Origin of the sequence: Cognataquiflexum rubidum, from assembly GCF_022538115.1 — a bacterium.
GTDB classification, from domain to species: Bacteria; Bacteroidota; Bacteroidia; order Cytophagales; family Cyclobacteriaceae; genus Cognataquiflexum; species Cognataquiflexum rubidum.
Map to the genome: position 1 here is coordinate 22,672 of NZ_JAKZAL010000035.1, position 13,068 is coordinate 35,739.

The following is a 13,068-nucleotide window of genomic DNA, read 5'->3' on the forward strand; positions in this document are numbered from 1 at the left end:
AGAAAAGGAGTATGGGTTCATCAGAAAAGTGATTCAGGTTCGTAAGAAACCGGTTTTGAGTTCGTAAGAAACAGTCTTTCGGTTCGTAATAAAAACCAAATGAGTTCGGAAGAAATTCTTTTCCAGTTCGGAAGAAATCAGATCCGGTTCGGAAGAAATAGTCAAAAGGTTTGGAGTGAATGCAATTTTAAACATAGAAAAAATGCCTAAAAGACTTCGTAGAGACCCTATCTATATTGCCCCTGAAATCATTGGTCGTATCAATGACGACGGGACACCTCAAGTCTTTGATGAAAGAACACTTGCGGAATTAAACCCCTCTGATCCTTTTGACAAAATTAAAATTTATGAGCGCCAAGTTACAGATTGGTTTCTTAAACCGGCTCAAAACTTGGTTAGATATAAAAGCCGGAATAAAGGGTTTATTGTCTTAATGATTTGTCTTTCCTATATCGAAGGAGCTCAAGAATACAGGACGGGGTTATCAAGTAGGAACAGGAGTAATGAGTTTTTTCGAAATGGATTTCATCGATTATACCCCAACAGATTCGCAAACAACGAATTAGACAGATTCTACATTGAGGCTCGCTGTGGCTTATTCCACAATGGGATGGTAAGGGGACAAATCCTAATCAATAATATTTTTGATGATAGCTTATCCTTTCCTGATCAAGAGACAATTAAAGTTAGTCCTTCCAAACTTCTTAATGATATTACTGCAGATTTTGAGGAATTTATTGAGATTCTAAAAAATGATGAAACGGCAAGAGGTCGATTTGATAGCCTTTATTCAAACATTTAAAAGAAAGAAACAAGAATGACATTCCCCAGCATATCCATACAAGGCAATATTGTTTCCGGTGAGATACTTGATAAAATCACGACTGAAGACATCAAGTATCAAAATCCCGAGTCCTTTGGCCTGAGCAAAAACGTCAAGGTAAGGGATGAGATTGGATTGGCATGGTCTTCTGCCAGAGGATATTGGCAATCATTTAAAGTAAGAAGAGAACGGATTCCTGAGGATGAAAGCGGTACCACAGAAACCCGTAATTTTTGGATGCTTCCTTTCATGTTGACATTGGGGTACGAGGTAGACAAATCCAACGCTGAAAATCTCGACGGCAAAACCTACGCCATCAGCCACAGAGCATCAAACCTATCTGGTTTTCCTGTCCATATCATGGGCATCAATGACAGCTTGGACAAGCGACGGGAAACTTCAGGGCCACGGCTTTCTCCTCATGGATTATTGCAGGAATACCTCAATAAAACAGACAACTACCTATTTGCCATCGTGACCAACGGCCGGCAATTGAGATTGCTTCGTGATGCAACACGACTTGTCCGGTTGACTTATCTGGAGTTTGACCTGGAGAAGATGATGGAAGAGGAGCTTTTTGCTGACTTCGCCATTCTCTACAGGATACTGCACGCGTCCCGCATGCCAAAAGAAAAAGGGAATGGAGAGTCTTCTATCATAGAATTCTACCACCAAGAGTCCCTCGCATCAGGAACCAGAATCAGGGAAAAACTCAGTGAAGCCGTAGAATCATCCATCAAACGCTTGGGAAATGGATTTCTGAAACATCCCGAAAACGCTGAGCTGAGGGAAAGTATCACGAGGGAAGAGCTGACAGGAAAACAGATGTACCTGTATTTGCTTCGTTTGATATACCGGTTTTTGTTCCTGCTTGTGACCGAAGACAGGGGATTGGTTTATCCTGAAATCAAGGACGACAGGCTTCAAAAGCTCCGTAAATTCTACTACCAATATTACAGCATGGACCGGGTCCGTAAACTCGCTTTACGCAGGATCTTTGTCGAAGGTGGTAAACATGACTTGTGGGAAAATCTCAAATCCACTTTCCACCTTTTCGAATCTGCCAAATACGGAGAGAAGTTGGGTATCAAGCCACTTGGTTCAGGGATTTTCCATGCCTCGGCACTTGGTCCCCTCAGTGAGATGAAGCTTAAAAATGAAGACCTGCTCTATGTCATCCACAGACTCTGTTACTTTCAAGATGAGCAGAGAAAACAATTGGTCAAAGTCAACTTTGGTGACTTGGATGTTGAGGAATTTGGCTCGGTCTATCAGGGATTGCTGGAATTTGAGCCTGTTTTCTCAGAGTTGGAGACTTCACCAAACTTCGGATTTATCCAAGGATCGGAGCGCTCTTCTTCTGGTTCTCATTATACTCCAGAAGAACTGGTCAGACCATTGATCCAACATTCTCTCGAATACATCATTCAGGACTGTATTACCAAACCCGAAGAAAGACTGAAGGATCCTAATCCACGGCTTTCCAAATCCCAATTACAGGAAAAGGCCCTGCTTGCCATCAAAGTCTGTGACATTTCCTGTGGCAGTGGACATATCCTGCTATCTGCAGCACGGAGGATTGGGACGGAACTTGCCAAGGTAAGGTCGGGCGAAGACCAACCTTCTCCATCCGCACTCCGTCATGCCATCCGCGATGTCATCCGGGAGTGCATCTACGGCGTGGACAAAAACCCTCTTGCTGTAGAACTCTGTAAGGTGGCTCTTTGGCTGGAAGCCCACAACCCGGGCGAACCGTTGAACTTCCTTGATCACAAGATCAAATACGGGGATGCCATTGTGGGTCTTGCCCATAAGGAAGAATTGGAGAGAGGTATTGCAGATGAAGCTTTCAAAGCCCTTCCAGGAGACGATAAATCTATTGCTACCCAATTCCGGAGCCGTAATAAATCCGAAAGGGAGCAAAAGGAACAGCTCACCTTAAATTACCCTGATAATGTCAATGAGGAAGTGAAACAGGCTGCAGAAAAATTCCAACTATTTAAAAACCTTCCTGAAAATACACCCGAGGAAATCGAAGTCAAGCAAAAGAAATTTATCGAACTGAGTAAGGGAAGAAGCTATTCCAGGCTGAAAAGCCTTGCGGATATGCAGGTAGCCCAGTTCTTTATTCCCAAGACAGTTGTCAACAAAAGCTATATCTGTACTGATGGGATCTACCGCAAATACCTACGGGATAAGACCATTCCTTACGGTATGCCTCCAGCCAAAGCGGAAGCCTTGGCGCTGGAAAAAGGCTTCTTCCATTACTTCCTGGAGTTTCCTGAGGTTTTTCAGGATGGAGGTTTTGATTGCATTTTAGGGAATCCACCATTTTTAGGGGGGCAAAAACTTACTGGGAACTTTGGAGATAATTTTCTGGAATTTATCAAATTTGAATTTTCACCTATTGGAGCGGTTGATTTAGTAACATACTTTTTTCGCAGGGCTTTTGAAATCCTAAAGGAAAGAGGTTTTCAATCACTTATTTCCACCAATACCATTGCTCAAGGAAAGTCCCGTGAAGACGGATTAGATGTGATTGTCAAGAAGGGTGGCACGATAAATCACGCTGTCAAAAGTATGAAATGGCCTGGTTTGGCTGCAGTTGAAGTAGCCTTAGTGACAATTACCAAACAACTTTGGAAGGGTCCATTTTTATTAGGGGACATACAAGTTAGTACAATAACTCCTTATTTAGACAATGCAGAGACTTTGGGCAATCCATTTAGGCTTAAAAGTAATGAAGGAAAAAGTTTTCAAGGAACAATAGTTTTAGGAAAGGGTTTTGTTTTAGAGTCCAAGACCGCATTAAGCCTAATTGAAAAGGACCCTAAAAATAAAGATGTTCTATTCCCTTACTTAAATGGAGATGACTTAAACAACAGGCCGAATCAAAGCCCAAGTAGGTGGGTTATTAATTTTTTTGATTGGCCTGAAGAAAAGGCTAAAAATTATACTGAACCATATAGAATTGTCGAGGAGCTTGTTAAACCGGAAAGAGAAAAAGTAAACAGAGAAATTCGAAAAAAGCATTGGTGGAAATTTGCTGAACGAGCTGATAAATTATATCACACAATTTCCCCCTTAAATAGAGTATTAGTGAGTTGTAGGGTTTCTAAATATGTAAACCATTCATTTGTTGATTACAAAACTATTTTTGATGTCGCAAACACAGTTGTAGCAAGATCTGATTTTAAATCTTTTACATTTTTACAAAACACTTTTCATGATCAATGGGCATGGAAGTATTCATCTTCCTTGGAAAGTAGAATAAGATACTTAAATGGGGAATGCATAGATACTTTTCCATTCCCTAAAGAATTACAACTTGAACAAGAAAATATATTAGAAAAAATTGGTTTAATCTATTATAATCACAGATCCCAGTTAATGCTTAAACTTCATATGGGCCTAACCAAAACCTACAATGCCTTCCATTCAAATGATATTGTAATTGGGGTTAGTTCTATAGATCTAAGTTGTTTTGAAAGGAATTTATTTGAAAAAAAATTTGGGAAAAACACATGGAACTTTTGGACACATCTACAAAGAACTGATGGGACATGTTCATGGAAAGAAGGAGTTGAAGGAATTGTTAAGCTAAGAGAACTTCATAAAGAAATGGATGATGCCGTATTAGAAGCTTATGGATGGACCGATATTCAGCTAAGACATGATTTTTATGAAGTGGATTACCTTCCTGAAAATGATAGGGTACGGTACACTATCCATCCTGATGCAAGGAAAGAAATCCTGAAGCGTCTGCTTGAACTGAATCATCGGAACTTCGAGGAAGAAGCCAAGCAGGGATTACATAAGCGAGAGGACGTCGAAGCATTCTACAATCAGAAAGGACAGCCTGTGCCACTGGAAGCCAGTCAGTGGTTTGGGATGAAAAAGGAAAAGCCAAAAACCGCTCAGAAAAAACCATTAATGCCAAATTCACAAATAACCTTAGATTTATTTAACCAGCCAGAGAATCAGAATATTATGAAAGAGTTTGGGTTACATGAAGGAATTTACTCTATAGCGGATGCCGCTGAGATCTCGGGCTTTTCTAAAGATAAGGTTAGAAGATGGTTCAAAGAATTGGCTGCGGAAAAGTATGAAGGGGTTTCGGGTTTCGATCCTAACGACATAGAACGTTCCAGAATTAGTTTTCATGGCGTTATCGAATTGGTTGTAATTGGTACTCTTAGGGAGTTTTGCAATTTGAAAGATATCCTAAAAGCCAGGTATGATTTGGGTGTAAAAACCGGAAAGGTCTATCCTTTTGCAAATAATAATGTTGACAAGCAACTAAGTGTAGCAGGTAAATCCATTATTTTCCAACTTCCTAATGGGGATTATATTACCCTGAATGGTACTGGACAGTATAATTTTCAATTTATTACTGAATTTTTCAAGGATATTATTTTCAATAAGAATGGAATTGCCGAGCGTTTGATTCCTTCCAAAGGAAATGGAAGAATAGCAATCGATCCAAAATTAGCTTCTGGAAAACCCTTTTTGATAGAATCCGAAGGTGTACAAATCAGTGTTGTCAAATCATTTTACCAAGGGCCACAATCCGTAGCCTTGCTGAAGGAAATTTACGATATATGCGAGGAAGATGTAAACGCAATTTTAGCCTATACATCATGAAAACACTAAAGATCCTAATTGATCCAAGTTATCCGACTCATTTAATTAAGTCTTTGGAATCTATTCATTCTCTTCAGGTGACTAAGAGAATTGAAATACATCGCTGGAGTCATGGTATAGAAAACAAGTTTTCATTGAATGAATCTGTATTCCTTTCGATTGATGAGTCCAAAAAGGGGCTTTCGGAATCAACTTTGAAACATTTGGAAGATGGATATCGAATGTTTGTAATGAAACCGGCTAAAGAACAGGATTTTTTTGAATTCGCCATGACCGTATTAAGGGTGTGGCCTTTGATAATTGAGAAATCAAAGTCCTTAAATATCGAAAAATTTTGCTATACTTTTAGGTACGGAGGAAAGAAATTAAATCGTATCAAAGGAATTACTATTTGTTAATACATTCTATCTATGAAACAGATATTTCATGCCGCTTTGTGCCCACTAACAGGAGAGCAATCAAGTAAGACCGATTTGGGTTTTATGGACTTTGATCTTGAATATGACGGAGAAGCTACTTATTGGTATTTTTCTGACCTGAATGATAAGCTTATGGTAGTATCACAGGAGCTATATAACGATCAACCATTTTGGAAAAAAAATAGAAGAGAAATTGAATACCTTTTGTACAATGAAATTTGGCCGAAAAAAAATATTGTAGTTGATCGAAACATATTGGAGGCATTGATAACATCTTCTGGTATTCCATTTAATCCAATAGAGAAGATTGACGAAATTCTTTTTTATCTTAAAAAGCACTCTGATTTTTTGGGGCAGTGTTTTTTGTTCAGGGAAGATTGGGATTATGATCCAAAAATTATGAGGAAGATTGGAGTAAACAATCAGGAGGAACTTACAAATCTTGTTAATGAAGCATTAGAAAAAAATTGGATTAAAGAAGAAGATGACCAGTCAGCCGACATTTCAATTGCCTTGACTTTAGAAGGCTGGGAAAGGGCTTCCAATCTATTGAAAATTTCGGATTCGGATATTTGTTTTGTGGCTATGTCATTCGACTCTAAAATGTTTCAAGTTTTTAACGAATGGATCGAACCTGCAATCAAAGAATCAGGTTTCAAAGCATTTATTGTTTCTGCTCAGCAGATAGAAAGTGATGTAACTATAAATGACGCAATACTTTCAGGTATTAAAAAAGCCAAATTTACAATTGCCGATTTTACTCACCATAAGTCTGGCGTTTACTTCGAGGCCGGCTATGCCTTGGGACGTGGACAAAAAGTTATTTACACATGTCAAGAGGATCATATTGGGACTGCACATTTTGATACCCGAAATTATCAGCATTTGGTTTGGGTAGATGGGCCTGATTTGAAACAGAAGTTGATGGATAAGATTGAAGTTTTTATAAAAATTTGATAAATGAGGAAAATCGAAAAGTCTTTTTGTCACCTCAATTTAGAGACAGAAAGGAAATCAGGAATGATTAAGGATTGGGCTAAACCATTCAGCCATGATGAAATTCTTAAAAGCCCTCCTATGAAGGTTAACACCTATGATGAACTTGTTGGACTCGTAGCGAGAATTCTCCACTACAACAGAGAATTCGTCATTTATTATAGGGGTCAGGGAAAGGATTACAAAAATAAAGCTGGACACACTCTAATTCCACCTTCAATTTTCCGGGAGAATCAGAATGGAAAACCAAGGAAGATGCAAAAAAGGTTTGAAGTTTTGGAGAAAAAGTCAGAACAGCTTGTTGAGTTATTTCGAAAAGCGAGTATTAAATTTGCAGGAACAAGGATGGTCAATAGCTATCGTGAAATTGCTTGGGCATTACTTCAACACTATGAAAAGTGCGATACTCCATTGGTAGACTTAACACATTCTATACATGTGGCGTGCTCTTTTGCATTTGATAGAAATACGGGAAGTACTGGAATAGTGTATGTGTTAGGTATGCCATGGCAGAGTGACGCAATAGGTTATAATTCATTTGAGGAATTGGTAAACCTTAGACTATTAAACGTCTGTCCTCCTTCAGCCCAGAGGCCATTTTTTCAAGAAGGATATTTGGCCGGTCCATTTCCAAATTACAAGTTGGATGATCCAAATCGCTCCAATCAGTTTGATTTTAATAGACGTTTGATTGCCAAATTTGAAATTCCAATTATTGAAGATTTTTGGGGAGCTGGGTTTCAAAGGATTCCAAGGGAGAAGTTATATCAGGAAAATGATAAAATTCTAAAACTTTTGGAACCTATAGAAAAGGAATTTTTGAGGTAGAAAGAAGAAGTTAGTTTTTTTTAAAAAGTGGATATTATCTTGAAAACATAAAGGGGTTATGAGAGCAACAGAGGTAAAAAAAAAATCTAAAGTTTTGAAATCATTGTTACATGATGCGATTCTGGATTCAGTTAGATTCGTTACCGAAAAATGCGAAACTCTTGGCACGAAACCTCAGGAGCCCGATTTTATTGCTGCCCTATGTTTAAAATTCACACCAACCCTTTTTAATTGTTTAAATGCAGTCTTCCCCAGAAAAAAGTTTTCCGTTACAGGAATTTTTTGCCATCAAAAACCTGTAGTCGATATAGGACTTGGAAAAAACCCCGAGTTAGGTGATATTTTATTTCTTTACTTATATAAAGACAAAATGGGGAATAGGCTCATGAACTCTTTGCTGTTTCAAGCAAAAATTTCAAAAAGTCTGATTTCCAAAGTATCCACCGGAGACCAACATCAACTCGAGCTATATACGAAATGGCCCCAATTCACTTATAAAAGCGCCGGGACTTTGAATAGACAAACGAGAGATGTTTTACCCAAAACTATCAATGATGGTGCCCAGTATTTGATGATTGATGATCATCCATTTTACGGACTTTCTGGGCACCCGGGAACATTTCCAATGGGTTGTGAAGTTCCAGCCAAAATTTTGAATCTTGACAATAGATTATCTGATGAATTGGTTGACTTCATTAAATTTAAATCTGGAAGGATTGTAGAAAATGATCCTACATCTACGAAAGATGATTGGACAAGAATGATTTGGGACCTGCTCGAAATTGCAAAAGAGGTTTCGAGTAAAAGAAAGAATATCGGAATTTCTGAGTTTCCAAGAATTACTACCGCAGAAAGTGATGGCTTATGTTTTTTCCAAGCTGATGCTAAATCAATCCTTTCTGATTTTCATGAAAAACTCCCAAATATGGATAATAGCTTTCAAAATAGAAGTTTTATAGATGAAGAAAATCGTGCATGTTCGGTCATTTTAATTGAAAGTGACGAAGAAAATGAAGGTTTATAACTATCAAATTTTTAAATAAATGACCAACGCCCAAAAATTTTTAGACTTTTATAATGACCTGGACAAAGTTTTTGCCAAGGAATTAAACCATACAGATTATGTAGCCTTTTCCTCAAAAGTGAGGGAACTTTTCAACAAAAACTCAGTAGTCAGAAGGTATGTGGATGACTTATACCAATTGGGAAGCCTCCGAAATGCCATCAGCCATCAGTCTAAAGGTGGAGCAGCCATAGCTGAACCGCATTTTGAAACTGTAGAACTGATAGAAAAGATATTACAGGAATTCAAGAACCCATTGAAGGTCATTCCGAAATTCCTGTTTGAGGTTTATGCTGTCACAACAGAAAGCGACCTGATAGAATTGTTGGATAAAATGAAAACCTTTGACTTTTCGCAAGCACCTGTCTTGGATGAAAGTGGATCTGTCATTGAGATGATTTCCACAAATACCATTTCCCGGTGGCTTTTTGGACAAATGAAACATGAAGAGATTATTCTTCCTGGGGTAAAAGTAGCAGAATTGATTTCCTTTATTGAAACTCCGAAAAACTATGCTTTGATTTCAAGGAATACTACAGTATTTGAGGCAGCTGAAATTTATGTAAAAGCATCGAAGGATAAGAAAAGCAAACTTGACTGCCTTATCATTACCCATAGCGGCAAATCTACAGAGAAGCTGATGGGGATAGTTTGTATTGAAGATATCGCAGAATATTTAATGGATTGATATGAGAAACTTTTGGCACATGCAAATGCACCAGCCTAATAGCCCTGTAGAGATCGAAAAACAAATTTTGATCAGTAGGGGAGTAATTGGGCTTAATAAATGGGACACTGAACAAGCAGGTCAGCAGGATGCTTTTGAGCAAAAAATGGTAGAAGGCGACATTGTAGCAATTAAGAATGGTACCCAGTTTGTGGCTTTAGTAGAAGTAGTAGGCCCTTATTTTGAATCCTACGAAGATAAAGAATTTGATTGGTTGGTTCGGAGACGAAAAGTCAAGATTCTGGATTGGTATAGTACCGAATTACGTCTTAAAGTCTCACCGAGAGGTACGCTTACCCGGTGCGATCAAGATGGTGATGCAGAATCTACCAAATCTATTTTAAAATGGTATAAGCTTATTCAATCTGGAAAAATGAAAAATCATATAATTGAATTATTGAAATACAAAAAACAGATCATCCTTCAGGGCCCTCCCGGGACAGGTAAAACGCGATTGGCAAAGGAAATCGCAGGAAACATGATCAGTGTAAATTCTGTTTCAGACCAGGATATATTTGAGGCGGTTTACCCAAATCTTTTTATCAATGACCCAAATCTATTGCAGACGTTTTTGGTTGTATCTATCAAAGAAGATACCATAAGGATTAAAATATCAAATTCGGAAAATGATTATCCAGTTTTTTTGAGAGAGATACGAAAGAATATAGTAGATCAACCATGGGATAAATCTTCTGAAACAAAAATCGTGGGCTATAGAGAAGGGTTTTCCTGGTATGTATTACAGAAAATTCAGGAAAAGCAAATTAAGCTATTGCAGTTTCATCCTGCCTATTCATATGATGATTTTGTCAGAGGAATTGTTGCAGATACCTCAGAGGGCATAGTTTCATATAGGTCCATCAATAAAGTATTTGCTGAAATTTCCCAAAAAGCTTGGCTGAATTATCAAGATTCAAGGAAAACACCCGAACAGCTTTCAAAAGAGCAGGAGGTGGATAAATACTTGGAGTTATTTCAAGATTTTTTAGAGATTGAAATAGAAAGCCATGATGGAAAACGGTTTTTAGAAGGGACAACAACTTATTTATTTCGCGTTGAGGATGATGCTGTTAGGTACACCGGAGATAACTGGAAATCAGCTTCGGGTCAACGTCTCTTGTTCTCAGATATTAAAACTCTTTTTCTTTCTGATACAAATTCAAGAAAAGACATTAAGGCAAATCCCAATGTTTCAGGTCTTGCAAAGCAGCACGCCAGTTATTTTTTACGGGTATTAAACCTATTCAATGATTTTGTTCATGGGAAGCGCGTTTCTGATTTGGATAAAAGACCCATTACAGAACAGTCTTATGTTTTAATAATTGATGAAATCAACCGTGCCAATCTACCCTCTGTTTTAGGAGAATTGATATATGGTTTAGAATATCGTGGGGAGGTTGTGGAATCAATGTATGAGGTTGACGGATCGCGGAGAATCGTCATTCCACCAAATTTGTATATCATCGGTACCATGAACACAGCCGACCGGAGTGTTGGCCACATTGATTATGCGATTAGAAGAAGGTTTGCTTTTGTGGATGTCCCGCCAAGTGATCAGCCGATAAGAGATGTGGTAAAAGATATGATTACACAAGGAAAGGCATTGGCTTTATTCCAAAAAGTAGGTGGATTCTTCACAAGAGATCGGATGAATTCAGATTTTGAGGCCAAGGATGTTCAGTTGGGGCATAGCTACTTTTTAGCTGAAGATGAGAAAACCCTCAACCTAAAGCTCGAATACGAGATCAAGCCGCTTTTACGAGAATATGTCAAGGATGGCATACTGAAAGGATCTGTTTCTGAGGACATTGAAAATCTATCTGTTTGATGAAATTCTTATATCGGGAACATATCAAAAGTGTGGTAAAGGCTCCTTTGGAAGGTAAGTCACTATCAGATATTGTTTTCCTGAATAGTACAGAAGCAAAGTGTGCAAGATTTTATCAGGAATCAGGGTTATTTCATGTAGAGTGTTCCTACTATGTTGGAGCTGATTGGTTTCCCCATTTAGAGAATGAATGGTTTTATGTCGAATCCAAACTCAATACCCGATTTGATCCAACAACAGGAGTAGAGATAAAACATATTGATGAGTCGAAAGACTTGGTTGAAGTGGATGTACTTAATATGCTCTTTCAGGCCCTTCAGGAACCAGAAGTCCGTGATCATACCCAAGAGCTTTTTGAAATCAAGTTTGACAGTCCTTGGATACCATTGAATCGGAAACAGGACTTGATTTCACCCTTGATCATGATTCAGTTCATGAATTTGGTAAAGGATATCGTTAGAAAGGGCTTAAAGAAAAGCTATTACAAAGTTGAAAAGAACCTGTATGCCAAGGTCAAAGGGAAAGTGTTGGTGGGTCAAACTATCAAACACAATTTGGTCAAAAACAAGAACCTGAATACGTATTGCCAGTATGAGGAGTTTGGGGTCAATGGCATTGAAAACAGGATATTGAAAAAGGCTTTGGTTTATATCAGGCGTTACATGACTACATTCAAAGGGCTGTCCCAGGAACCCTTTTTCCAAGAGACTTTCAACTATATCCAGCCGGCATTTCAGGATGTTTCAGAGGAAGTAGGCTTAAATGATATCAAGCATCTCAAATTTAATCCCTTTTATAAAAACTACGAGAAGGCAATCGAACTTGCAAAGCTGATCCTGCAGCGGTTTAGCTATAACCTCAACACTATCCAAGACCAAGACACCATTTTGACACCTCCGTTTTGGATTGATATGAGTAAGCTGTTTGAGTTGTATGTTTTGGGGAAGTTGAGGAATAGGTTCCCGATCAAAAGCCAGATGCTGTATCAATTTGGAGATAGGGCCAATAGTCTTGACTTTATTTTAAATTCAGATGGATATCAAATGGTCATTGATGCCAAGTACAAGAGTAAATATTCTCATCATTTTGTCACAGAAGATATAAGGCAGGTCAGTGGCTATGCCAGGTTGAAAAAAGTACATAACCATTTTGGTTTTGATGAAGGGACTTTGATAGACTGTTTAATTATCTATCCTGATATGGAAAATGGTTTTGAAAAAATACCGGATAACCTTCACCAATTTCCAGTAAATGATTATTTTGGAACCTATAAACTTGGAATATGGATACCTACAATGATGACTTAATATGGGAATGTATTATAAAGTTGTAAATGGACAGTTTGTTGGTTATAATAAACTCCAAGCAGGCAATTCATTTTTAGAAATAAGCAAATTGAATTTTTAAATTTTCCAATTTTAGGATAAGTCCAATTTTTGGGTTTGAAAACAATACTATACTACTAATATTCCCAGCCTCATCTTGGGCTTCTACAAATTGGAATTCTTCACCCTTTTCGTTTTTACCGTCTTCAGCGTCAGATATAGTTCTTAATACATCCGTTTCTCCGTTGGGCCGAATAAACATGATGTCTCCACGATCATTGTGGTTGAAAATAAATGTATGATCAGCCAAATCCCATTCACCCCAAGAGTTTTTTTCTCCTGTTTTGTGCGGGTATGTTTTAGGTGTAAATTAAGTAGTTGAAATATAGCTATTTATTTGTCTTGATTTTGTGAT

General features: G+C 38.0%; 10 protein-coding genes. 9 read left to right on the top strand and 1 reads right to left on the bottom strand.

The window, feature by feature from the left end:
* Positions 1-202: 202 nt before the first annotated feature.
* Genes MMU05_RS22120 through MMU05_RS22160 form a run of 9 tightly spaced genes read left to right on the top strand, consistent with a single transcriptional unit; the run spans position 203 to position 12,635 of the window.
* Positions 203-802 carry a hypothetical protein gene (locus MMU05_RS22120; protein ID WP_241143834.1) on the top strand — a complete coding sequence of 200 codons (600 nt, stop codon included), beginning with the start codon at positions 203-205 and terminating at the stop codon, positions 800-802.
* A 15-nt stretch (positions 803-817) separates the two neighbouring features.
* Positions 818-5,467: an Eco57I restriction-modification methylase domain-containing protein gene (locus MMU05_RS22125; protein ID WP_241143835.1), complete on the top strand. Its 4,650-nt coding sequence runs from the start codon at positions 818-820 to the stop codon at positions 5,465-5,467.
* The gene (locus MMU05_RS22130) at positions 5,464-5,865 is read left to right on the top strand and encodes a hypothetical protein (protein ID WP_241143836.1); all 402 of its coding nucleotides are present in this window, start codon (positions 5,464-5,466) and stop codon (positions 5,863-5,865) included. The genes MMU05_RS22125 and MMU05_RS22130 overlap by 4 nt, the downstream gene beginning before the upstream one ends.
* A 12-nt stretch (positions 5,866-5,877) precedes the next feature.
* Entirely contained in the window at positions 5,878-6,843 is a 966-nt protein-coding gene (locus MMU05_RS22135; protein WP_241143837.1) for a hypothetical protein, read from the top strand.
* 3 nt (positions 6,844-6,846) lie between these two features.
* A complete protein-coding gene (locus MMU05_RS22140) occupies positions 6,847-7,710 on the top strand; it encodes an FRG domain-containing protein (RefSeq protein WP_241143838.1) in 864 nt (287 codons plus the stop codon).
* Between the two features lie 58 nt (positions 7,711-7,768).
* Positions 7,769-8,734, top strand: a complete 966-nt coding sequence (locus tag MMU05_RS22145) for a hypothetical protein (protein WP_241143839.1) — start codon at positions 7,769-7,771, stop codon at positions 8,732-8,734.
* Between the two features lie 19 nt (positions 8,735-8,753).
* Positions 8,754-9,461, top strand: a complete 708-nt coding sequence (locus MMU05_RS22150; RefSeq protein ID WP_241143840.1) for a CBS domain-containing protein — start codon at positions 8,754-8,756, stop codon at positions 9,459-9,461.
* Position 9,462: 1 nt separating this feature from the next.
* Positions 9,463-11,328 carry an AAA family ATPase gene (locus MMU05_RS22155; RefSeq protein WP_241143841.1) on the top strand — a complete coding sequence of 622 codons (1,866 nt, stop codon included), beginning with the start codon at positions 9,463-9,465 and terminating at the stop codon, positions 11,326-11,328.
* Positions 11,328-12,635 carry an McrC family protein gene (locus tag MMU05_RS22160; RefSeq protein ID WP_241143842.1) on the top strand — a complete coding sequence of 436 codons (1,308 nt, stop codon included), beginning with the start codon at positions 11,328-11,330 and terminating at the stop codon, positions 12,633-12,635. The genes MMU05_RS22155 and MMU05_RS22160 overlap by 1 nt, the downstream gene beginning before the upstream one ends.
* A gap of 73 nt (positions 12,636-12,708) precedes the next feature.
* Here MMU05_RS22160 and MMU05_RS22165 read toward each other — a convergent pair whose 3' ends face one another.
* Positions 12,709-12,963 carry a hypothetical protein gene (locus MMU05_RS22165; protein WP_241143843.1) on the bottom strand — a complete coding sequence of 85 codons (255 nt, stop codon included), beginning with the start codon at positions 12,961-12,963 and terminating at the stop codon, positions 12,709-12,711.
* Positions 12,964-13,068 lie beyond the last annotated feature (105 nt).

Bases quoted from the DNA above. Each gene is read 5' to 3' on its own strand.
- MMU05_RS22120 (WP_241143834.1), top strand. From the start codon at position 203: ATGCCTAAAAGACTTCGTAGAGACCCTATCTATATTGCCCCTGAAATC.
- MMU05_RS22125 (WP_241143835.1), top strand. From the start codon at position 818: ATGACATTCCCCAGCATATCCATACAAGGCAATATTGTTTCCGGTGAG.
- MMU05_RS22130 (WP_241143836.1), top strand. From the start codon at position 5,464: ATGAAAACACTAAAGATCCTAATTGATCCAAGTTATCCGACTCATTTA.
- MMU05_RS22135 (WP_241143837.1), top strand. From the start codon at position 5,878: ATGAAACAGATATTTCATGCCGCTTTGTGCCCACTAACAGGAGAGCAA.
- MMU05_RS22140 (WP_241143838.1), top strand. From the start codon at position 6,847: ATGAGGAAAATCGAAAAGTCTTTTTGTCACCTCAATTTAGAGACAGAA.
- MMU05_RS22145 (WP_241143839.1), top strand. From the start codon at position 7,769: ATGAGAGCAACAGAGGTAAAAAAAAAATCTAAAGTTTTGAAATCATTG.
- MMU05_RS22150 (WP_241143840.1), top strand. From the start codon at position 8,754: ATGACCAACGCCCAAAAATTTTTAGACTTTTATAATGACCTGGACAAA.
- MMU05_RS22155 (WP_241143841.1), top strand. From the start codon at position 9,463: ATGAGAAACTTTTGGCACATGCAAATGCACCAGCCTAATAGCCCTGTA.
- MMU05_RS22160 (WP_241143842.1), top strand. From the start codon at position 11,328: ATGAAATTCTTATATCGGGAACATATCAAAAGTGTGGTAAAGGCTCCT.